At 60.8% G+C, this 19,652-nt stretch carries 18 protein-coding genes and 1 pseudogene; 4 read left to right on the forward strand and 15 right to left on the reverse strand.

Annotated elements, in window-relative coordinates; translation table 11 throughout:
* Positions 1–202: 202 nt before the first annotated feature.
* The 6 genes from AC3WKX_RS31495 to AC3WKX_RS31520 all read right to left on the reverse strand — a co-directional run bounded on the left by AC3WKX_RS31495 (position 203) and on the right by AC3WKX_RS31520 (position 5,562).
* Positions 203–856, reverse strand: coding sequence for an HAD family hydrolase (locus tag AC3WKX_RS31495; protein ID WP_102606235.1), 654 nt, complete (start codon positions 854–856; stop codon positions 203–205).
* A gap of 29 nt (positions 857–885) precedes the next feature.
* Entirely contained in the window at positions 886–1,875 is a 990-nt protein-coding gene (locus tag AC3WKX_RS31500) for an ABC transporter ATP-binding protein (RefSeq protein WP_003219745.1), read from the reverse strand.
* Complete coding sequence (locus tag AC3WKX_RS31505; RefSeq protein WP_003219747.1) at positions 1,872–2,672, reverse strand: ABC transporter permease; 801 nt, start codon at positions 2,670–2,672, stop codon at positions 1,872–1,874. The genes AC3WKX_RS31500 and AC3WKX_RS31505 overlap by 4 nt, the downstream gene beginning before the upstream one ends.
* Positions 2,659–3,504, reverse strand: a complete 846-nt coding sequence (locus tag AC3WKX_RS31510; RefSeq protein ID WP_003219748.1) for an ABC transporter permease — start codon at positions 3,502–3,504, stop codon at positions 2,659–2,661. Before AC3WKX_RS31510 ends, AC3WKX_RS31505 begins: the two co-directional genes overlap by 14 nt.
* Positions 3,501–4,307 (reverse strand): alkaline phosphatase family protein, encoded by an 807-nt coding sequence (locus tag AC3WKX_RS31515; RefSeq protein ID WP_102606234.1) that lies wholly within the window; start codon positions 4,305–4,307, stop codon positions 3,501–3,503. Before AC3WKX_RS31515 ends, AC3WKX_RS31510 begins: the two co-directional genes overlap by 4 nt.
* 187 nt (positions 4,308–4,494) lie before the next feature.
* On the reverse strand, positions 4,495–5,562 hold the full coding sequence (locus AC3WKX_RS31520; protein ID WP_003219752.1) for an ABC transporter substrate-binding protein: 1,068 nt from the start codon (positions 5,560–5,562) through the stop codon (positions 4,495–4,497).
* A gap of 351 nt (positions 5,563–5,913) precedes the next feature.
* Between AC3WKX_RS31520 and AC3WKX_RS31525 the strand changes: the two genes are divergently transcribed.
* Complete coding sequence (locus tag AC3WKX_RS31525) at positions 5,914–6,627, forward strand: UTRA domain-containing protein (protein ID WP_010166446.1); 714 nt, start codon at positions 5,914–5,916, stop codon at positions 6,625–6,627.
* A gap of 382 nt (positions 6,628–7,009) precedes the next feature.
* Here the strand turns inward: AC3WKX_RS31525 and AC3WKX_RS31530 are convergent, their stop codons facing one another.
* The 3 genes from AC3WKX_RS31530 to AC3WKX_RS31540 form a co-directional block, all read right to left on the reverse strand.
* The gene (locus AC3WKX_RS31530; RefSeq protein ID WP_102606233.1) at positions 7,010–8,356 is read right to left on the reverse strand and encodes an amidohydrolase; all 1,347 of its coding nucleotides are present in this window, start codon (positions 8,354–8,356) and stop codon (positions 7,010–7,012) included.
* A gap of 51 nt (positions 8,357–8,407) precedes the next feature.
* Positions 8,408–10,567: a mechanosensitive ion channel family protein gene (locus AC3WKX_RS31535; protein WP_102606232.1), complete on the reverse strand. Its 2,160-nt coding sequence runs from the start codon at positions 10,565–10,567 to the stop codon at positions 8,408–8,410.
* 72 nt (positions 10,568–10,639) lie between these two features.
* Entirely contained in the window at positions 10,640–10,816 is a 177-nt protein-coding gene (locus tag AC3WKX_RS31540) for a hypothetical protein (RefSeq protein WP_003219760.1), read from the reverse strand.
* A 176-nt stretch (positions 10,817–10,992) separates the two neighbouring features.
* Between AC3WKX_RS31540 and yegS the strand changes: the two are divergent.
* Positions 10,993–11,917: pseudogene (yegS, locus tag AC3WKX_RS31545) on the forward strand (lipid kinase YegS); the annotation flags it as partial.
* Here the strand turns inward: yegS and AC3WKX_RS31550 are convergent.
* The 3 genes from AC3WKX_RS31550 to AC3WKX_RS31560 all read right to left on the reverse strand — a co-directional run bounded on the left by AC3WKX_RS31550 (position 11,879) and on the right by AC3WKX_RS31560 (position 14,191).
* Positions 11,879–12,538, reverse strand: a complete 660-nt coding sequence (locus AC3WKX_RS31550) for a response regulator transcription factor (RefSeq protein ID WP_003219763.1) — start codon at positions 12,536–12,538, stop codon at positions 11,879–11,881. The pseudogene yegS and the gene AC3WKX_RS31550 overlap by 39 nt on opposite strands.
* Complete coding sequence (locus tag AC3WKX_RS31555) at positions 12,535–13,428, reverse strand: sensor histidine kinase (RefSeq protein WP_003219766.1); 894 nt, start codon at positions 13,426–13,428, stop codon at positions 12,535–12,537. Before AC3WKX_RS31555 ends, AC3WKX_RS31550 begins: the two co-directional genes overlap by 4 nt.
* Before the next feature lie 319 nt (positions 13,429–13,747).
* Positions 13,748–14,191, reverse strand: a complete 444-nt coding sequence (locus AC3WKX_RS31560) for a hypothetical protein (protein ID WP_003219767.1) — start codon at positions 14,189–14,191, stop codon at positions 13,748–13,750.
* Between the two features lie 549 nt (positions 14,192–14,740).
* On the opposite strand from AC3WKX_RS31560, the gene AC3WKX_RS31565 reads away from it, so the two are divergent.
* Complete coding sequence (locus AC3WKX_RS31565) at positions 14,741–15,676, forward strand: chemotaxis protein CheV (RefSeq protein WP_008430676.1); 936 nt, start codon at positions 14,741–14,743, stop codon at positions 15,674–15,676.
* Between the two features lie 39 nt (positions 15,677–15,715).
* Positions 15,716–16,522, forward strand: a complete 807-nt coding sequence (locus tag AC3WKX_RS31570) for an MOSC domain-containing protein (protein ID WP_003219772.1) — start codon at positions 15,716–15,718, stop codon at positions 16,520–16,522.
* A 64-nt stretch (positions 16,523–16,586) separates the two neighbouring features.
* Here the strand turns inward: AC3WKX_RS31570 and ppnP are convergent, their stop codons facing one another.
* From ppnP to AC3WKX_RS31585, 3 genes are all read right to left on the reverse strand, one after another.
* Complete coding sequence (ppnP, locus tag AC3WKX_RS31575) at positions 16,587–16,871, reverse strand: pyrimidine/purine nucleoside phosphorylase (RefSeq protein WP_003183665.1); 285 nt, start codon at positions 16,869–16,871, stop codon at positions 16,587–16,589.
* Between the two features lie 47 nt (positions 16,872–16,918).
* Positions 16,919–17,461 carry a 3'-5' exonuclease gene (locus tag AC3WKX_RS31580; RefSeq protein ID WP_003219774.1) on the reverse strand — a complete coding sequence of 181 codons (543 nt, stop codon included), beginning with the start codon at positions 17,459–17,461 and terminating at the stop codon, positions 16,919–16,921.
* Between the two features lie 71 nt (positions 17,462–17,532).
* Positions 17,533–19,461 (reverse strand): acetyl/propionyl/methylcrotonyl-CoA carboxylase subunit alpha, encoded by a 1,929-nt coding sequence (locus tag AC3WKX_RS31585; RefSeq protein WP_102606231.1) that lies wholly within the window; start codon positions 19,459–19,461, stop codon positions 17,533–17,535.
* Positions 19,462–19,652 lie beyond the last annotated feature (191 nt).

The raw sequence follows: 19,652 nt of genomic DNA on the forward strand, positions 1-19,652 counted from the left end.
GGGCCATGGATGGCCCGTCGCGGCGGCCCGCGGAGCAATGCCGGAGTGAGGGAACGCCGAGCCCTAGCGAGGCGCCGACAGGCGGGGCAGAGCCCTTTGCTTACTTTGGGGCTTTTCCAAAGTGAGTCGCTGTAAGAGCGAAACCATAGGTGGCCGTTACCTGAATAACGGATATGTACCCACCTCAAACCAGCACAAAACGTCAGACCCAATGATGAATCGGCCACCCAGCCTTCTCAGCATGCGCCCGCAGCACCGGGTCCGGATTCACCACCTGCGGGTTCTCCACCTTCAGCAACAGCGGCAAATCATTGCGCGAATCCGAGTAGAAGTACGCCCCATCAAGGTGCTCACCTTCCTGCGCCAGCCATTCCATCAGGCGAGTGATCTTGCCTTCGCGGTACGTCAGTACACCTGTGGTCTTGCCGCTGTACACCCCATGGGCGACGTCCAGCTCAATCCCCAGCACTTCATCAATGCCGATACGCGCCGCAATCGGCTTGACCAGGTGCGTCCCCGACGCCGAGATCACCAAAATCCGGTCACCATTCTTGCGGTGCTGTGCAATGGTACGGGTGGCTTCGCTGTAGATCAGCGGCTCGATAACGTCTTCCACCCACGGCTCTACAAGGTGCTCGATCTCTTCCGGCGTGCGGCCAATCATCGGCTCCAGGCTGAAGTCCATGAAATCCTCCATGGCCAGCTCACCGCGGCTGTAGGCCGCCATCAGTTCGTCGTTCTTGCGCATGAACGACTCGCCATCCACCCAGCCCAGGCGGCCCATCTGCTCGCTCCACAGGGTGGCGCAGTCGCCGTGGATCAGGGTGTCGTCCAGATCAAAAATTACCAATGCCATCTGTCACGCTCTCTCAAATAAATCGTGCGTCAGGCTACTTCACACAACGCACTTGGGTCGATGGAAAGTGCCAATCTCTGACCATCCGGGTGCAGATCGTCAGCCGATCGGTTAAGCACATCCACCACCAATTCCACGCCCCGGGCTTCGATGCGGTAGCGAATCACGTTGCCCAGCAGGCTGTGGCTGCGCACCAACGCATCCAGCTCACCGCTGCGGCTGAGCTCGATGGCCTCCGGGCGAATGGCGATGCGCCCGGTGATCGGACGCTGCAACAGTTTGCTGGCCTTGTCGGCGTCCAGCAGGTTGTAGTTGCCGATAAAGCCCGCGGCGAACACATCCACCGGCGCGGTGTAGAGGGTCTCGGCATCGCCGCTCTGTACGATCTTGCCCTGGTTCATCAGGAAGATCCGGTCGGACATGGTCAGGGCTTCTTCCTGGTCATGGGTCACGAAGATGGTGGTCAGGCCCAGCTCACGCTGGATCTGGCGAATCTGTTCACGCAGGTGCTTGCGAATCCGTGCATCGAGGGCCGACAACGGCTCGTCGAGCAACAGCAGGCGCGGGCGCGTCACCAGCGAGCGGGCGAGGGCCACGCGCTGGCACTGGCCGCCGGACATCTGGTGCGGGTAGCGGCCGGCGAGTTCTTTCAGCTCCACCAGTTGCAACACTTCCTGCACGCGTTTGTGGCTGTCGTCGGCATTGACCTTCTGCATGCGCAGGCCGAAGGCGACGTTCTGTTCCACGGTCATGTTGGGGAACAGCGCGTAGCTCTGGAACACCATGCCGATATGCCGTTTCTGTGGGCTCAGCGGGACGATGTCCTGGCCATCCAGCAGGATTTTCCCGCTGTCCACCGAGGTCAGGCCGGCGATGCAGCGCAGCAGGGTCGACTTGCCGCAGCCCGACGGGCCAAGCAGGGTGACGAATTCGCCCTTGGCGATTTCGCAGTTGATGTCACTGAATACCGGCGTACCGGCGTAGCCTTTCTGCAGGTGTTGGACGCTGACGAAGCTCATTGGCTTTTGTCCTTGTTCAAGATGTTGGCGGCCCAGGTCAGCACCAGCACGAAGAAGAAATAGGAGATCACCAGGGCACTGGTGAAGTGGCCGCTGCTGTTACGCATATTGTTGAGGTACACCTGCAGGGTTTCGTAGCGGGTGCCCACCAGGATGTTGGCGAACACGAACTCGCCGAACAGGAACGAGAACGACAGCAGCAATGCCACCATCAAGCCCTTGCGCAGGTTCGGCAACACCACCAGGAACGCCGCCTGGAAGGTGCTGGCACCGAGCAGTTGGGCGGCGTCCATCAGGTCCCGCAGGTTGATCGCTTGCAGGTTGTTGGTGATCGCCCGATACATGAACGGCAGCGCCACGGTGAAGTAGCAACCGATCAGGATCCACGGCGTACCCACCATCGCAAATGGACCCGAGCCATAGAGCTGCAACAGCCCCACCGACGACACCACCGGCGGCACCGCGAAGGGCAGCAGGATCAAAATGTTCATCAGCGCATCGAGTTTTGGAAAGTGGTAATGCACCACAAACAGCAGCGGCAGGATCAGCACCACCGACAAGATCAGCGCGCCAACGCACACCAGCAGCGACTGGCCGAAGGCATTCAGGAAGCGCGGGTCACTCCACAGCTGGATATACCATTTGAAGGTAAAGCCGGATGGCAGGATGGTCGCCGACCAACTGCTGGCGATGGAGTAGACCAGGGTGCCGAGCAACGGCAGCACCAGGATTGCAAACAACAGATACACCACTACGCGGTGGTAGAGGGCGGCCGAGCCAGGTTCAGCGCGAGACATGGTAGCTCCTCTTGAGCAGCAGTTGATGGACCACGGTCACCACGGTCATCAGCGCCACCAGCACCACGGCCAGGGCACTGGCCATGTTCGGGTCCAGGGAAATATCGCCGGAGACCATCGCCGCGATGCGGATCGGCAGCACGTTGAAGTTGCCGGTGGTCAGCGCGTACACCGTGGCGTAGGCGCCGAGAGCGTTGGCCAGCAGGATCACGAAGGTGCCCAGCAGCGCCGGGGTCAGCACCGGCAGACCGATGTGCCGCCAGTACTGCCAGCCGTCCGCGCCGAGCAATGAAGCAGACTCGCGCCAGTCTTCACGCAGTGCATCAAAGGCCGGGTAGAGCAGCAACACGCCGAGGGGAATCTGGAAGTAGGTATAAAGGATGATCAGGCCGGTCTTGGAGTACAGGTTGAAGTCCTGAATGATCCCCGCCTGCTTGAGCATGATGGTGATGCTGCCGTTGAACCCCAGCAGGATGATGAAGGCGAAGGCCAGGGGTACGCCGGCAAAATTGCTGGTCATGTTGGCGAACGCGGTCACGAAATTGCGCAGCGGCCCGTCGACCCGGCGCAGCGAGTAGCTGCCGAGTACGGCGATGATGATCCCGAACACGCTGGAGTAGAAACTGATTTCCAGGCTGTACTGGATCGCCTGCATATAGAACTTCGAGCTGAAGATCTTGCTGAAGTTGGCCAGGCCCCAGCCGAACTCTTCGGACTGGACGCTGCTGATCATCACCCACACCAGCGGGGCGATTTCGAACACGATAAAGAAGATGGCGAAGGGCACCAGGCACAAGGCGGCCAGCCATTTGCCGCGGATCACTGAATTCACTTCAACAGCTCCCGGCATACAGGTTTGTCGTGGGGTACACCCAACAGCTCGCAGACGGTGCCGCACAGCTCGGTTTGTTTGGGCGTGGCGTGGGTGTCGAGGCTGAAGGCATCACCCAGCACAAACAGCGGCACTTCCCGTTCTTCCGGCAGCAGGCCGTTGTGGGAGCGGTCGTTGTTCATGCCGTGGTCGGCCGTCACCAGCACCTGGTAACCGGCGTCGAGCCAGCCTTGCAGGTAGTCGGCGAGGATGATGTCGGCCGAGCGCGCGCTGTTGCGGTATTGCGGGGTGTCGAGGCCGTGCTTGTGGCCGGCATCGTCGATGTTCATCGGGTGCACCACCAGGAAATTCGGCGCGTGTTTGAGGCGCAGGCTTTCGGCGTCGGCAAACAGGTGCGAGTCCGGGTAATGGTCATTCCAGTAGAAATGCCCGTGCTGGATCGCCAGGGCCGGGTCGCTGGTATGCCGATCCCGGGCGGCGATAAAGGGCGAGCGGTTATACAACTCGCTGACCCAGTGATACGCCGCCGCCGCCGTGGATAAACCGGCGTCGGTGGCGTAATGGAAAATGCTGCGCTGGTTGGACAGGCGCGAGACGTTGTTGTGGACGATGCCGCTCTCGATCGGCGGGACGCCGGTGAGGATGCATTCGTACAGTGGCCGGGACAGGGCCGGCAGTTCACATTCCAGTTTGTACAATGCTGCGCGTCCTGCGCCGACATAGGCCTGCAAGTGTCCCATGGCGTGTCGGGCAACCTCGTAATTCAGGCCGTCGAGCACGACAAGGATGACGTTGTGCTTCATAGGGGCTGGGGCTCCGCAACAAATAGGCTTGACTCGGTTTTTCGGTTGGAACACCGATCAAATGGGGGAGCTGGCTTGCCTGCGATAGCGGTGTGTCAGTCGACAATGCTGCTGAATGTCATACCGCTGTCGCAGGCAAGCCAGGTCCCACACTGACCGCGTTCCACTTGAACAGGCGTGTTAAGCCTTATTGCATATTGATGATGACTTCTTCCTGCCACTTCTGCGGCAGTGCCTTGGAGGTCTTCTCCCAAGCGTCGGCGTCCTTGATCGGCGTGACTTTCTTGTACTGCTCGTTAGGCAGCAGCTTGGCCTGTACGTCGGCTGGCAAGGTCAGGTGCTCGGCACGGATCGGCCGCGCATTGCCACGCGCCAGGTTGGTCTGGCCGGCGTCGCTGAAGATGTATTCGCGGGTCAGCTTGGCGGCGTTCGGGTGCTTGGCGTATTTGTTGATGATGGTGGTGTAGCCGGAAATCACCGAGCCGTCCGATGGGATCAGCACCACGTAGTCATCCGGGTTGGCCATCTTGGCCTTGTAGCTCAGGCCGTTGAAGTCCCAGACCACGCCCACTTCCACTTCGCCTTTTTCCATGGTGGCGATGGTTGGGTTGGCCAGCGACAGGCGGCCTTGCTTGGCGATGTCGGCGAACATCAGCAGCGCCGGCTGAATGTTCTTCTCGTCGCCACCGTTGGCCAGTGCGGCGGCGAGTACGCCGTTGGCAGCCTGGGCGGCGGTGCTCACGTCACCGATGGAAACCTTGTATTTGCCGGTCTTCAGGTCAGCCCAGCTTTTCGGAGCTTCGGAGCCGTGCAACAGCTTTTTGTTGACGATAAAGGCGATGGTGCCGGTGTAGGCCAGGGCCCAGTTACCGTCCTTGTCTTTCGCCCAATCCGGGACTTGTGCCCAGGTGGTCGGTTTGTACGGTTGGGTAACGCCCTGTTTCACCGCGATCGGGCCGAAGGCTGCACCCACGTCGCCGATGTCGGCGCTGGCGTTGTCTTTCTCTGCCGCAAACTTGGCGACTTCCTGGGCGGAGCTCATGTCGGTGTCGATGTGCTTGAGGCCGTAGGTCTTGGCCAGGTCGTCCCAGGTGCCTTTCCAGTTGGCCCAGTCATCGGGCATGCCGACGCTGTTGACGGCGCCTTCCGCTTTCGCGGCGGCTTCCAGGGTTTTTAGATCGGTATCAGCGGCCATGGCGGCGGTGCACATGGCAATGGTCGAGCCTAACAGTGATGCCAGGAAAAGCTGTTTCATCCGAAGCTCCTTTGGGCGTTTTCAACGCTGCGTTTTTATCGACGTTTGCGGTGGTGTTGGTCTAGGTCAGCAATACACGAGCCAATTTAGGCGTGGCGGATGACAGTTTCATGTCGATGTCGTTTTTTGTTGGCCTGGACGGGGGATCACCGGGTAAGCGTAGACCATGCCCAACCGCCCGGAAGCCTTGGACTTGGCCGATGTATTGCAGGTCTTGTGGCAGGACGTCGCGAGGCGCTGTCATCTGTCGGTCATGTGCAATGCCTAGGCTTGCACGCAACAGCAGAGGCGCGTTTAGAGGGCGTTTTGTGCACCTGAATAGTGCTGGTCTAGTCCAGATAGGTAACGTTGATGCGTGATGAGGCAACCAAGGCGGTGACAACCATTGGCCTGGCGCTGCAAGAGCAGATCGACCATGGCTTGTTGGCGCCTGCCAGTAAGCTGCCGGCCGAGCGCAAGCTCAGCGAGTTGTTTGGTACCACCCGGATTACGGTGCGGGAAGCCTTGTTACAACTTGAGGCACAAGGGCAGATTTATCGCGAGGAGCGGCGGGGGTGGTTTGTGTCGCCGCCCAGGCTTGCCTATAACCTGATGCAGCGCAGTCATTTTCACGCGATGGTGAGTGCCCAGGGTCGGGTGCCGTCGACCGAGGTGATTTCGGCGCGGTTGCAGCCGGCTTCGGCGGCGGTGTGTGCGTGGTTGCAGTTGCCGGCGTTGTCCAGCGTGATTCAGATTTGCCGGGGGCGCAGGATTGATGGGCGGTTGGTGTTGTATGTGGAGCACTATCTGAACCCGCAGTATTTTCCGGGGATTCTGGAGTGTGATTTGAATCAGTCGATTACGGAGTTGTATGCGCGGGTGTATGACTTGCACTACGGGCGGGTGCGGTTTGAGATTGTGCCGACGTCATTGCAGGTTGAGGCTGCGGCGGCGTTGAGGGTGTCGGTGGGGAGCCCGGGGTTGCGGATTGCTCGGGTTAATTATGATCAGCATGAGCGGTTGATTGATTGTGATCTGGAGTTTTGGCGGCATGATGCGATTCATGTGGGGGTGGATGTGGTTTGACGTTTTGCCTGTGTGTATCCGTTATTTAGGTCACGGCGGCTTTTGGTTCCGCTCTCACAGCGGCTCACTTTTGAACAGCTGGAATGCCGGCCCAGCCCCAAGTAAGCACAGGGCTTTACCCCGATGACCTGGGTGTTAGAGCAAAAGCAGAGCCGCTGTATGTGGGAGCGGGCTTGCTCGCGAAAAACCTGAGGGCGCCGCGTTGAGTCAGGATACCCACGTCATCGTTAACGACCTTCGCGAGCAAGCCCGCTCCCACATTTGGATCGTGTCCGCCTTTGGGTTTGCTGTTGCTTCACCACACTTAAGCCCGAGCGAGGTGCAGAGTGGTGGGGCAAGAGCGGAACCCTAGGCGGCCGTTACCTGAATAACGGATATACCCTCAATCCCCCGCATTGGCATACAAATAATCCGTCGCCAACGAAGCCAGCGTCCGAACCCCAACCACCAACGCCGACTCATCCACAAAGAACCCCGGATTATGATTCGGCGCCGCCTTGCTCATGTCCTGATCCCTAGGCGTCACCCCCAGAAACACAAACAACCCCGGCGCTTCCTTGGCATAAAACGAGAAGTCTTCAGCCCCACCCACCAACGGGGCGTTGACCACATCCCCCTTCGCCGCCCAACGCAAGCTCGGCAGCATCTTTTCGGTCAGCGCCGGGTTGTTGATGGTCGGGTCGTACTTCTCAATGATCGTCACCTCAGCCTTCGCCCCACCACTCTCGGCGATTTTCTCGACGGTCTGCCGCACATCCGCATGCAGCTTCTGGCGAATGCCATAGTCGTAGGAGCGAATGGTCCCACTCATGTCCACCGACTCGGGAATGATGTTGTACCGCGTCCCTCCGTTGATGGTGCCAATACTCACCACCGCCGGAAACGAAGAAATGTCGGTACGCCGACTGACCACCGTCTGCAGCCCCACAATGGCCTGCGCCCCCACGGTAATCGGATCGATCCCATCCCACGGCCGCCCCGCATGGGTCTGCTTGCCCAGGATCTTGATCCGCAGGTCATCCGAGCTCGCCAGCGTCGGCCCCGGCCGATACGCAATCTGCCCCGCAGGCACCCCGGCCCACACATGCAGCCCAAAAACGGCATCCGGCTTGGGCGATTTCATCAGCCCTTCCTGCACCATCATCTTCGCGCCCCAAGTGTTTTTACCGTCGGGGATAAAGTCGCTCGGGCCTTCTTCAGCCGGCTGGAAATAAAACACCACGGTCCCAGGCAGACGATCGCGCATACCTGTAAGGATTTTCGCCGTGCTCAGCAGGATGGCGGTGTGGGCGTCGTGGCCGCAGGCGTGCATCACGTCGACTTCTTTATCGAGGTACACCCCCTTGGCCTTCGAGGCGAAGGGCAGGCCGGAGACTTCCTTGACCGGCAGCGCATCCATGTCGGCGCGCAAGGCCACGGTCGGGCCGGGCAGGGCGCCCTTGAGGATGGCGACAACGCCCGTGCGCGCCACGCCAGTCTTGACCTCCAGCCCCATCTCCCGCAGCTGCTTGGCCACCAGCTCCGCGGTGCGATGTTCGGTGTTGCCCAGTTCAGGATGGGCGTGGATGTCGCGCCGGGTTTCCAGCAAGGCCGGTTCCAGTACTTTGGCCTGGGCGGCGATGGTTTCACGGGCACTGTCCTGGCCGCTGTTGGCGGCGATGACCGCGCTGCTGGCGACACCGCACAGCAGGCCGAATACCCATTGGTGTGTAAGACCGGTCAAACGCATAAGGACTCTCCATGATTATTGTTGTTGATCCTGACGTCGTCCGGGCAGCGCTTATTCTTTCTCTTGCACGCCTCCCGCCGCTGTCACCACTTGCACGCTCAAGCGTGGGGTGGCCAGGTCCAGCCCGGCTTCGTCGAGGTGACGCTTGAGCGACAGGTTGAACGCCCGCGAAACCTCCCACTGCTTGATCGGCGCGGTCTTGAAGCGGGCGCGAAGAATCGCACTGCCGGACTCGAAACTTTCTACACCCTGAATCTCCAGCGGCGACCAGATATTGCGCCGCTGCAACGGGTCGTTGCGCATCTTCTGCCCGACGTCGCGCATCAGCTTGATGGCGTCGTCGATTTCCATGTTGTAGGGAATCGCCACCCGGAAGATCGCGTAGCCGAACTCCCGGGAGTAGTTCTTGATGCTTTTGATTTCACTGAACGGGATCGTATGCACGATGCCGTCGATGTCCCGCAGGCGCACGGTACGGATGGTCAACCCTTCGACCGTCCCCAGGTGGCCGCCGACATCCACGTAGTCATCAATTGCCAGGGAGTCTTCGATAATGATGAACAGGCCGGTGATCAAATCCGCCACCAGCGACTGTGCACCAAAACCGATGGCCAGGCCGATCACACCGGCACCCGCCAGCAGCGGCGTGACGTTCATGCCCATGTTCGCCAGGGCGACGATGGCGGCAATGATGAAGATGGTCACGAACAGCACGTTGCGAATCAACGGCATCATCGTTTGCGCACGCGCGTTGGCCAGGCCTTTGCGCGAGCGGGTGAGGGCGTGGTGGATCGCGGTGTCGCTGAGGATCCAGATCAGCCAGGCAAACAGCAATGTGCCGGCAAGGCCGAACAGCTTGACGCTGATTTCATGCCCGTCGCCTTCGGTAAAGCGGATCAGCGACAGGCCCCAGACCCGCAGGCCGAGTTCGATAAACACCAGCCACACCACCAGGTGGGCGAGGGTGTAGACGAAGCTTTTCAGGCGATCGGAGTACAGCGCATGGCGCTTGTGCCCACGCTGCGGCTTGAGGGAATGGCGGCGCACCAGGCCGTTGATCACCATGCACAGCACCAGCAACACCGTGCACAACAACGACTGGCGCAGGGCGGTGCTGGTGTCGCCGGCGGAGACGAAGGTGGCGAACAGCGAGATGCCCACCAGCAGCAACGCCGGCAGGTACCAGAAGGTGCCGACGATTTCGATGGTGTCACTCAGGGCGCGGCGGGTCAGGCGGCGGGACAGCGGCTGGTTGCGGATCAGGTGCGCAATCGGCCGGCGGAATCGCAGGATGAACACACCGGTGGACAGCGCGGCCATGACATTGGCGATGGTCGCGGCGACATGGGACAGGTGCTGGCCCAGGCTCTCGGCCAGGCGCGGGTCGCTGACGGCTTCGCCAAAGGCGGCAAAGCTGCCGATCAGCCACAACGGCCGGAAGGCCTGGTGGCGCAGGATGTACAACGCGCGGTGACGGTGCGGGCCGTCGAGTACGGAAAAGGCGACCACGCAGATCGCCGAGAAGCAGGTGCCCACCACCAGCGCGTAGGCCAGCACCATTGCCAGGGATTTGCCGAGGGACGAGGGCAGTGCGTAACTCATGTAGACGGTGATCACCAACGCGATCAGCCACGGGCCGAGCTTGCGCAGGGCAAAGCGCAGCAGGTCCCAGGTCTTGGGGTGTTGCGGCAGTTCTTCGGTCAGGCCGAAGCGCTCGCGCACCCGGTGGCTGAGCCAGATCAGGATCGCGGCCAGCAGGCTCCAGAGCATCAGGATCATGGCAAAGGCAAAGATGATCGGCAGCCATTCGCTGGCCGGCAGCATCAGTGCGGTGAGTTCATCCTTGGCCTGGTCAAACTCGTTGGACCAGCGATTGAGCGGGCTGTCGGCACCGGAGAATTGTTGCTCCAGGCTCGACAGCGTACCGCCGATAAGACCGAGTACACCCAGTTCGGCGGCGGGCTGGGCCTTTTGCGTGGTCTCACGAAGCTTTTTCAGGTCGCTCAGCAGCTTGGTGCGCTGCTGGTCGTTTTCCAGGGTCTTGATCACCTCGTCCAGGGACTGGCCCAACGGGACGTCGGCTTGCGGCTGGGTTTTGGTGTTGCTGCCCAGCAGCCCTGGCAGGCTCACGGCGTGGGCAGGCGCCATGGGCAGCAGGGTCAGCAGGCAGAAAAGCAGGCAACAGGGCAGGGCAAACAGACGGGCAAGCACGAGGCGGTCAACCTTAAAAACGACGAATTGACCGAGTGTACGAGGCCGTCATGTGCAATGCGAGTGAGATTGTCATTCGGCGAGTTTGGCGAGGATCTTGTAAACCACGGTGCCGAGGATCAGCAGCATGCCGATCCACATGCCGAACACACCGATGGGTTTGTCGCGGAAGTTGAAGCCGATGGCCAGGAGGATCATGCCGGTCAGGATGGGGATAAGCATGGAGTGGAAGGCGGACATGGTGATCATGGTGCGACGGCCTTGTCGGGTGGGAATAGGTATAAGTCTAGGTCGATTTCGCCAAGTGCGAGTTGATCCGTGTCAGAAACGCTACAAAACCCGGTTAATTTCTACATCCGATGGCTTTTTTTCGATTGGCCACGGTCAACATCCCTCAGGAACCTTAAACCCAGGAGCATTCATCCATGAGCACACCCAAGGCACTGTTGATTCTGCACGGCAAGCAAGCCCTCAACGAGCAGGTGCGGGCGGCGGTGCAGGGCAAGCGCGAGCAGGGCTGGGAGCTGGCGGTACGGGTGACGTGGGAGGGTGGCGATGCCCAGCGGTTTGTCGATCAGGCCCTTGCCGATGGCTACACGCGGCTGATCGCCGGCGGCGGTGACGGCACCCTGCGGGATGTGGCCGAGGCCATGGCCCGGGCCAAGACCGAGGCCAGCCTGGTGCTGATGCCCCTCGGTACCGCCAACGATTTTGCCCGCGCCGCCGGTGTGCCGCTGGAGCCCGAGCAGGCCCTGGACCTGCTGGATGTACCGGCCCGTGCCATCGACCTGGGCGAAGTAGGCGGGCAGATCTTCCTGAATATGGCCACTGGTGGTTTTGGCAGCCAGGTCACCGCCAACACCTCCGAAGACTTGAAGAAAGTCCTCGGTGGCGCGGCCTATCTGTTCACCGGCCTGTCACGCTTCAGCGAGTTGCGCGCGGCCTACGGTGAATTGCAGGGCCCTGACTTTCACTGGCGCGGCGAGCTGCTGGCCCTGGGCATCGGCAACGGGCGCCAGGCCGGTGGTGGCCACGTGCTGTGCCCCGGCGCCCTGGCCGATGATGGTTTGTTGGATATCAGCATCTTGCCGGCGCCGCAGGAAGTGGTCGGCACCCTGCGCAACCTGATGACGGACGGCTGGGGCCTGGACAATATGTTTGTGCGGGCGCGCTTGCCGTGGGTCGAAATCAAGGTCGCCGAAGGGCTGGCGATCAACCTCGACGGCGAACCACTCCAGGGTGACGACTTGCACTTCTCGGCCTTGCCCCAGGCACTGCGGGTGCATCTGCCGGAGGACTCACCGTTGCTGACTAATCGTCAAGGCTGATGATCTGTTCGCGCACTGCGAACAGCACCAGGCCCGCCACGTCGAAAATCTGCAGGCGCTTCATGATCTGCGAGCGGTGGGCTTCCACGGTCTTGATGCTCAGACCCAGGCCATTGGCGATTTCACGGGTGGACTTGCCGCGCACGATCAAGCGCAGGATTTCCAACTGGCGTGCCGTCAGGTTGTGGCTGTGGGGCGGCGGGTTGACCTGGGCCTGATTGCGGATCAGCGCCTGGTTGATCACCGTATGGGCGATCGCCGGGCTGAGGTAGCGTTCGTTGTTGCGCAACGCCAGCAGCGCGTGCTCCAGCTCATTGGCCGTGGTGTCCTTGAGCAGGTAGCCATGGGCGCCGGACTCCAGCGCGCACATGATCAGCTCCGGGTCGGTGTGCATCGACAGGATCAGCACCTTGCTCTTCGGATAGGCGCGCTTGAGGTCTTTCAATGCATCGAGCCCGCCGGTGTGCTTCATCGACAGGTCAAGCAGCACGATGTCGGGTTGCAGCGCGTCAAACCGCTCCAGCAACTGCGCGCCGTCGCTCGCTTCACCGATCACCGCGTAGCCGGGAATATCCATGACCAGCGCACGCACGCCGGCCCTGATCAGGGAGTGGTCATCCACCAGGAGTAAGTTGCACGTCACTCTAGAACCTTATGGGGGTTGGCCCGTTCGAGGGCGCGGGGCGCCCAGGGGAAAAGCGCTTCGATCCTCGTCCCGGAGCCTGGCTGGCTATTGACCGACAATGTGCCTCCCAGTTGATCAATCCGCTCGGACATCCCGGCCATGCCCCGCTGGCCTTCCTGGGCGGGGTTGATGGCGGGCGAAAAGCCCTGGCCGTCATCGCTGATAAACAGTGACAGGCCTTCGGGCAGGCGTTGCAGGCGTACCAGCAGGTTACGTGCCTGGGCATGGCGCAGCATGTTGGTGACGGCTTCCTGGGTAATGCGAAAGGCGGCAACAGCCATCTCTTCCGGGATGCCGGTCAGCCGTTGATGGCATTCCAGGCTCCAGCTTACCCGGGTGTTTTCCAGGGTCTTGAGCAGATGCGCCCGCAGGCTCGCCTCAAGGCCCAGGCTCGCCAGTTGCCGGGGGTTGAGGATGGCCGACACGTCCTGCACCTTGGCCAGGGTTTCGTTGAGGGTGTTGCACAGCACCGCACAGTGGCCCTGCAGGTTTTCCGGAAGACGGCGCTTGAGCCATTCACTTTGCAGCTTGGCGGCGGTCAACAGTTGGCCGATATCGTCGTGCAGTTCGCGGCTGAGGCGATGACGTTCGTTTTCCTGGACCTGCAACAGGCGGTCGGCCAACTCCTGGGGCTGGAACTTGATGGACTTGCGTGAGCGCCACTGTTGCAAGCCCACCACCAGCAGGGTGGCCAGGTTCACTGACAACAGCGCCAGGGGAAGATCGGCCGAGTGTGCATAAGCCCACAGGCTGAGCAGGCACGCGCACAGGCATAGCGCGAGGGTTATCCAGCGTGCATTGCTTCGGGACACGGACCTTGCGATGAGTGACTTCAGGCTGGCGTACATAGGAGGCGCATTTCACGTTTATATGCATCATGAAGTTGAGTCACTTCGAGCGGGGCATGGTACCACCACTATTACCGTTGGTCGCCTGGCGCCGAGCGGGATGAGGCGTATTAATCACGGCAGCGTCCCGGAAGGTAGTCCCGGAGTTCAACGAGTGGGGAAGTTGTATCATTGAAGTTGTTTTGTATCAGTATTGTCGTTAGTGGCTTATTGATATTTTTCTGCTAACGACGTCGTGATGCATAAATAGTTGTGGTGTCGTTTTTAGATAATCAGGCAATTGAATGCGACATTTTTGTCGCTTAAATGCGAAGAAGCCTCAAATAGCGTAAGGCCTGTGTTGTTGCTTATAGCCGAAATCGCTTTGGGGGATGTGTTGGACAACGGTGGCGATCAACACGGTTTGTTCCGTTTCATCCAGGCCGAGCTTGCCGGTTTTTGTATCGATCAACTCCAGTTGCCAGGCCAGCAGGGTGAGGCAGTTGTGCAGTGCATCAAGTGCTTCGTCATGCAGTTGCAGGGGGCTGGCGGCGTTGCTGATCAGGTACTGGATATGCCGTGAGAACTCGCTGATCGCCCTCAGGGCCAGGGCTTCGGATTTTTCCGCGAGCTTGATCAGGTTGGTTTTCATGCAGTCGATCGCGTCACTGTCGTTGCGGATCAAATGCAGGTGGCTCAAGCATTCTTCAGACTTGGCCAGCAACATTTCCGCTTCGAGGAGGAACTCGGGAAGTGCAAGTTGCCACTCTTTGCCGTCGTTCATCACACAAGTCTCCAGAACATACGATCGGATGATGAGATGTTGCACCGGTTGAATGGCGTAAAACTACCGCTGAAATATGACGAATATCTGTAGGCCCGTTCCGACTTTTCAGTAGGAAATTTATTTGAATGACGGCCGTCGTCCGAGTACCCCACAATTTCCAGGGGCATTCGCACAACTTCTTTGGGTGCCAGTACATAAGTCACTGGATGATCCGTTGGCCGTGGGCTTGCGATAGCAAACAAAAGCCTGACTCCATTCATGCAATGAGAATGGCGTCACATTAATGGCTATTAGATATCGCGAATATCAGGTTGGTCCTGATTGTGGATAGGGGAATCCCTTACATAGCGGAACCTCGCGCAGACTTTGCGGTCACGCGGCGGTGGTGATGGGCCTTGCGTTGAAGCGGGTTCAGTAAAGCATGATGTCAGTGTGACATCAATGGATTTGCATGGCATTTTAGTGGGGGTCAAGGTCCGGCGTTTGCCGCCGATAACCTGCTTCAGTGACCAGCACTATCCATCCGCTAAACCCCAGGAGTCTTTAATGGCCGGCATTCTCGACACGGTAGATCAACGCACACAATTGGTGGGTGAGAATCGCCTGGAGATCCTCATGTTTCGCCTGGCCGGGCGGCAGCTGTTCGCGATCAACGTGTTCAAGGTGCAGGAAGTGCTGCAACTGCCCAAGTTGACCCTGATGCCCCAGCGCCACCCGTTTGTCTGCGGCGTGGTCAACCTGCGTGGGCAGACGTTGCCGGTGATCGACCTGTCCCAGGCGATTGGCATGCGTCCGCTGATTCCGGGCCCCAACAGCACCATTATCGTCACCGAGTACAACCGCTCGGTGCAGGCGTTCCTGGTGGGCGGCGTCGACCGCATCGTCAACATGAACTGGGAGGCGATCCTGCCGCCGCCGGCAAGTGCCGGGCGCCAGCATTACCTGACGGCCATCAGCAAGGTCGATGACCAGTTGGTGGAAATCATCGACGTGGAAAAAGTCCTCGCCGAAATCGTGCCCTACAACGCCAAGGTTTCCCGCGAGAAACTTGAAGACCCGGTGCTGGAACGCGCCCGCGGCCGCGAAGTGCTGCTGGTGGATGACTCCAACGTCGCCCTCTCGCAACTGCGTGACACCCTCGGACAGTTGGGGGTGAAGATGCACATTGCCAGCGACGGCCTCAAGGCACTGAATATGCTCAAGGCCTGGGCCGACAGTGGCCAGGTGATGACCGACAAGCTGTTGATGATCTTCACCGACGCCGAAATGCCCGAGATGGACGGCTACCGCCTGACCACCGAGATTCGCAACGACCCGCGCCTGCGCAGCCTGTACGTGGTGCTGCATACGTCGTTGTCCGGCAGCTTCAACGACTCGATGGTGAAGAAGGTCGGTTGCGACAACTTCCTCTCCAAGTTTCAGCCCGACAAGTTGGTGGACGTGGTACGTCAGCGCCTGATGCTGGACGAAGTCCCGGCTTGAGCTTAGGGTGACGGCTTTGTCCCTCAGGAATGCAGGCCCATGCTTCGTCTCAGCGCGTTGTACCGATACCCCTTGAAGTCCGGCAAGGGTGAATCCTTGCAGCAGATCGGCCTGGACACACTCGGGCTCGACGGGGATCGACGCTGGATGTTGGTGGACGAGGCCAGCGGGCGTTTCCTGACCCAGCGCGCCGTGGCCAGGATGAGCCAGCTCTCGGCGCTGTGGAACAGCGCCGGTGGCCTGACCTTGAGCGCCGAGGGCCAACCTGCGCTTGACGTGCCACTACCCGGCAGCGATGCCGAGTTGCGCGGCGTGACCATCTGGCGTGACACCTTGCGCGTGCCGGATGCCGGTGACGAGGCAGGCGCCTGGCTCAGCGAATTCATCGGCAAACCCACGCGGCTGGTGCAAGTGCCGCTGTCCCGTGCACGCACGACCGAGGCCGGCTACGGCAAGGATGATGACAAGGTCGCGTTTGCCGATGGCTTTCCGTTGCTGCTGATCGGCCAGGCGTCCCTGGATGACCTGTCCCAGCGTATCGGTCGGCCCATGGAGATGCTGCGTTTTCGCCCCAACCTGGTGATCGAGGGCAGCGAAGCCTTTGCCGAAGACGGCTGGAAGCGGATACGGATCGGTGATGTGGAGTTTCGCGTGGTCAAGTCCTGCTCACGCTGCATCCTCACCACCATCGACCCGGCGAGTGGCGAGCGCAGTGCCGACCGCGAACCGCTGGCCACGCTCAAGACCTACCGCGAGCAAGAGGGCGATGTGATGTTCGGGCAGAACCTGGTCAACGATGGGGTGGGCCGCCTGGAAGTCGGCATGCCGGTGACGATCCTGGAGTAAGCAGCCCTGAAATGAAAAATGCCCGTCTCTCGCGAGACGGGCATTTTTTTGGGCTATCGAACGTTTAGCCGCGGTATTCGCACAGGTAGGCGGTGTCGACCGCCACCTTCAGCTGGAACTTGCTGTTGGCTGGCACGTTGAACTGGCTGCCGGCGGCGAAGGTTTCCCAGTCGGTGCTGTCTGGCAGCTTGACGGTCAGTGCGCCCGATACCACGTGCATGATTTCACGCTGGGCAGTGCCGAACTCGTATTCACCCGGGGCCATGACGCCGATGGTCGCCGGACCTTCTGCAGTGCCGAAAGCGATCGACTTGACGGTGCCGTCGAAGTACTCGTTGACTTTAAACATGGGCGAATCCTCGGAAAAGGGTCAAGAAAGGTCGGCCAGTATGCCTTCTACACGGGCAAAATCAACGGCAGCAGCCGTGCGGTATTGCGTGCATCTTCCAGCGCCCGATGCTGTTGGCCGTGGAACTGCATGCCGGCCAGTTGCAGCGCGCCGTTGAGCCCCAGCGGCTTGTCCAGGCGCCGGGCCTTGGCGAAGCGTTGCTTGAGGTTCACGTGGGGCGTCTGGCCCAGCACGCTGCTCAAGCCATGGCGCTGCCACTCCAGTTCCAGTTGCTGGCGGTCGTAGTCACCCCAGCTCGCCCAGCCTTCCAGGCGTGCCTGGTGCTGGCCAAGCCAGCGTTCGAACAGCGGCCACACCTCGATCAACGGCGCGGCAGCGTCGATATTCGCCTGGGTGATGTGGGTCAACTGGCGGCAGAACGGCGTCAGCAGCGGCCTGCGCAATGGCCGCACGAAACGCTGGAAATGGTCCAGTTCACGGCCCTGGCGGTTGACCAGGCTCACACCGATTTCGATGATTTCCATCTCGGTCACGGGCCAGCCGCCTTCATCCGTTGTGGCTTCAAGATCAATAATCAGCCAATGAGGCATCGCAGGTTCCCGTACTCTTCCCGTCCTGATGGGGATAGAGCGTAGCCAAGCCTGCTAGTTCCGCCCAGGGCTTACTCGATCTCCAGCAAAATCTGACGGTTCCTGACCTGATCGCCTGCAACCGCCTGGATTCGCTTGACCACGCCACTCATGCCGGCCTTGAGTGGGTGCTCCATTTTCATCGCTTCCAGCACCAGCAACAGCTGGCCCTTGCTGACCGAATCGCCTTCGCTGACCCGTACTTCGACAATTGCCCCATCCATCGGCGCCTTGACCGTGCCGTTGCCGGCCTCGGCCTGGCGGGTGGCGACGGTTTGGGTTCGATCATTGATGCACACGCCGGGCAACCAGAGCCGGGTGCCTTGCAGGTGGTAGGCAATGCGACGGCGAATGCCGTTGAGAACGGCGGTGGCCCAGCGTCCGTCGGTGGAGAGGTCGCTTATTTCGATGGCGTGCTGATCAATCTCGACGTGCAGGCAATTGTCCGCCAGCACACTGAGGCTGATGGTCCGGGGCTCGTCGTGTTCGGCCAATTGCCAGGTCCAGGGTACGCTGGCGTTGTTGCGCCAGCCGGATAATGGCTGGGTGTGAGCGCTGGCGCTGTGTTGGTAAAACAGCGCGGCGGCCAGGGCCAGCTCTTCGTTGGTCGCGTGGGTACGCGGGATGTCGCTGAAGTGTTCGGCAATAAAGCCGGTGCTGAAATCGCCGGCGATGAAGTGTGGATGCTTGAGCAGGCTGGCCAGCAGGCGCTGGTTGGTGGGCACGCCGAGCAGCACGCAGTCTTCCACGGCCCTGACCAGCTTGCGCCGGGCCTCTTCGCGGGTGGCGCCGTGGGCGATGATCTTGCCCAGCATCGAGTCGTAGAACGGGGTGATGCGCTGGCCTTCCAGCACGCCATGATCGATGCGCACACCTGGCGCCGGGTCCCAGCGCAGTACGTCGCCGGTTTGCGGGAGGAAGCCCTGGGCCGGGTCTTCGGCGTACAGGCGCACTTCCATGGCGTGGCCGGTGAGGGTCACTTGTTCCTGACTCAGGGGCAAAGGTTGGCCGGCGGCGATGTGCAGTTGCCAGGCGACGAGGTCGAGGCCGGTGATCAGTTCGGTGACCGGGTGTTCGACCTGCAGGCGGGTGTTCATTTCCAGGAAGTAGAAATTGCCGTCGCGGTCGAGCAGGAACTCCACCGTGCCGGCGCCGACGTAATTGACGGCGCGCGCGGCCTTGAGGGCGGCTTCGCCCATGGCTTGGCGCAGCTCGGGGGTCATGACGGGGCAGGGGGCTTCTTCGATGACTTTTTGATGGCGGCGCTGGACCGAGCAGTCGCGTTCGCCGAGGTAGATCAGGTTGCCGTGGGTGTCGCCGAACAGTTGGATTTCGACGTGGCGGGGGGCGATCAGGGCTTGTTCGAGGATGAGTTCGGCGCTGCTGAAGGCGTTTTGTGCTTCGGAGCGGGCGGTGCGCAGGTGTTCCAGCAGGGTGTCGGGGTTGTGTACCAGGCGCATGCCGCGGCCGCCGCCGCCGGCGCTGGCCTTGATCATCAGTGGGTAGCCGATGTGGGTGGCTTGTTGTTGCAGGGTTGGGTCGTCCTGGTCGGGGCCTTGGTAGCCCTTGATGCAGGGGACGCCGGCGTTGAGCATGGCGATTTTTGAGAGGCGTTTGCTGCCCATCAGGTCGATGGCTTCGGGGCTGGGGCCGATGAAGGTGAGGCCGGCGTTTGCGCAGGCTCGGGCGAAGTCGGGGTTTTCGGAGAGGAAGCCGTAGCCGGGGTGGATGGCGTCGGCGCCGGTGCGGTGGGCTGCGTTGAGGATGGCTTCGATGTTCAGGTAGGACTGGGTGACCGGGGCGGGGCCGATGTTGATGGCTTCGTCGGCCATCTGGACGTGCAGGGCGTCGGTGTCGGCTTCGCTGTAGATTGCTACGGTGCGGTAGCCCAGGGATTGGGCGGTGCGCTGGATGCGGCAGGCGATTTCGCCACGGTTGGCTATGAGGATTTTGTTGAACATGAGTGACCCCTTGGGTTGGCGTTTACCGTGTACATATCCATTCCTGCGGTAACGGCTGCTATTGGTTCCGCTCTTACAGCGGGTCACTTTTGAAAAGCGCAAAAGTAACCAAAACGCTCTGCCCCGCCTGTCGGCGCCTCGCCTAGGCTCGGCGTTCCCTCACTCCGGCATTGCTCCGCGGGCCGCCGCGA

This window comes from Pseudomonas sp. GP01-A4 (genome assembly GCF_058780865.1).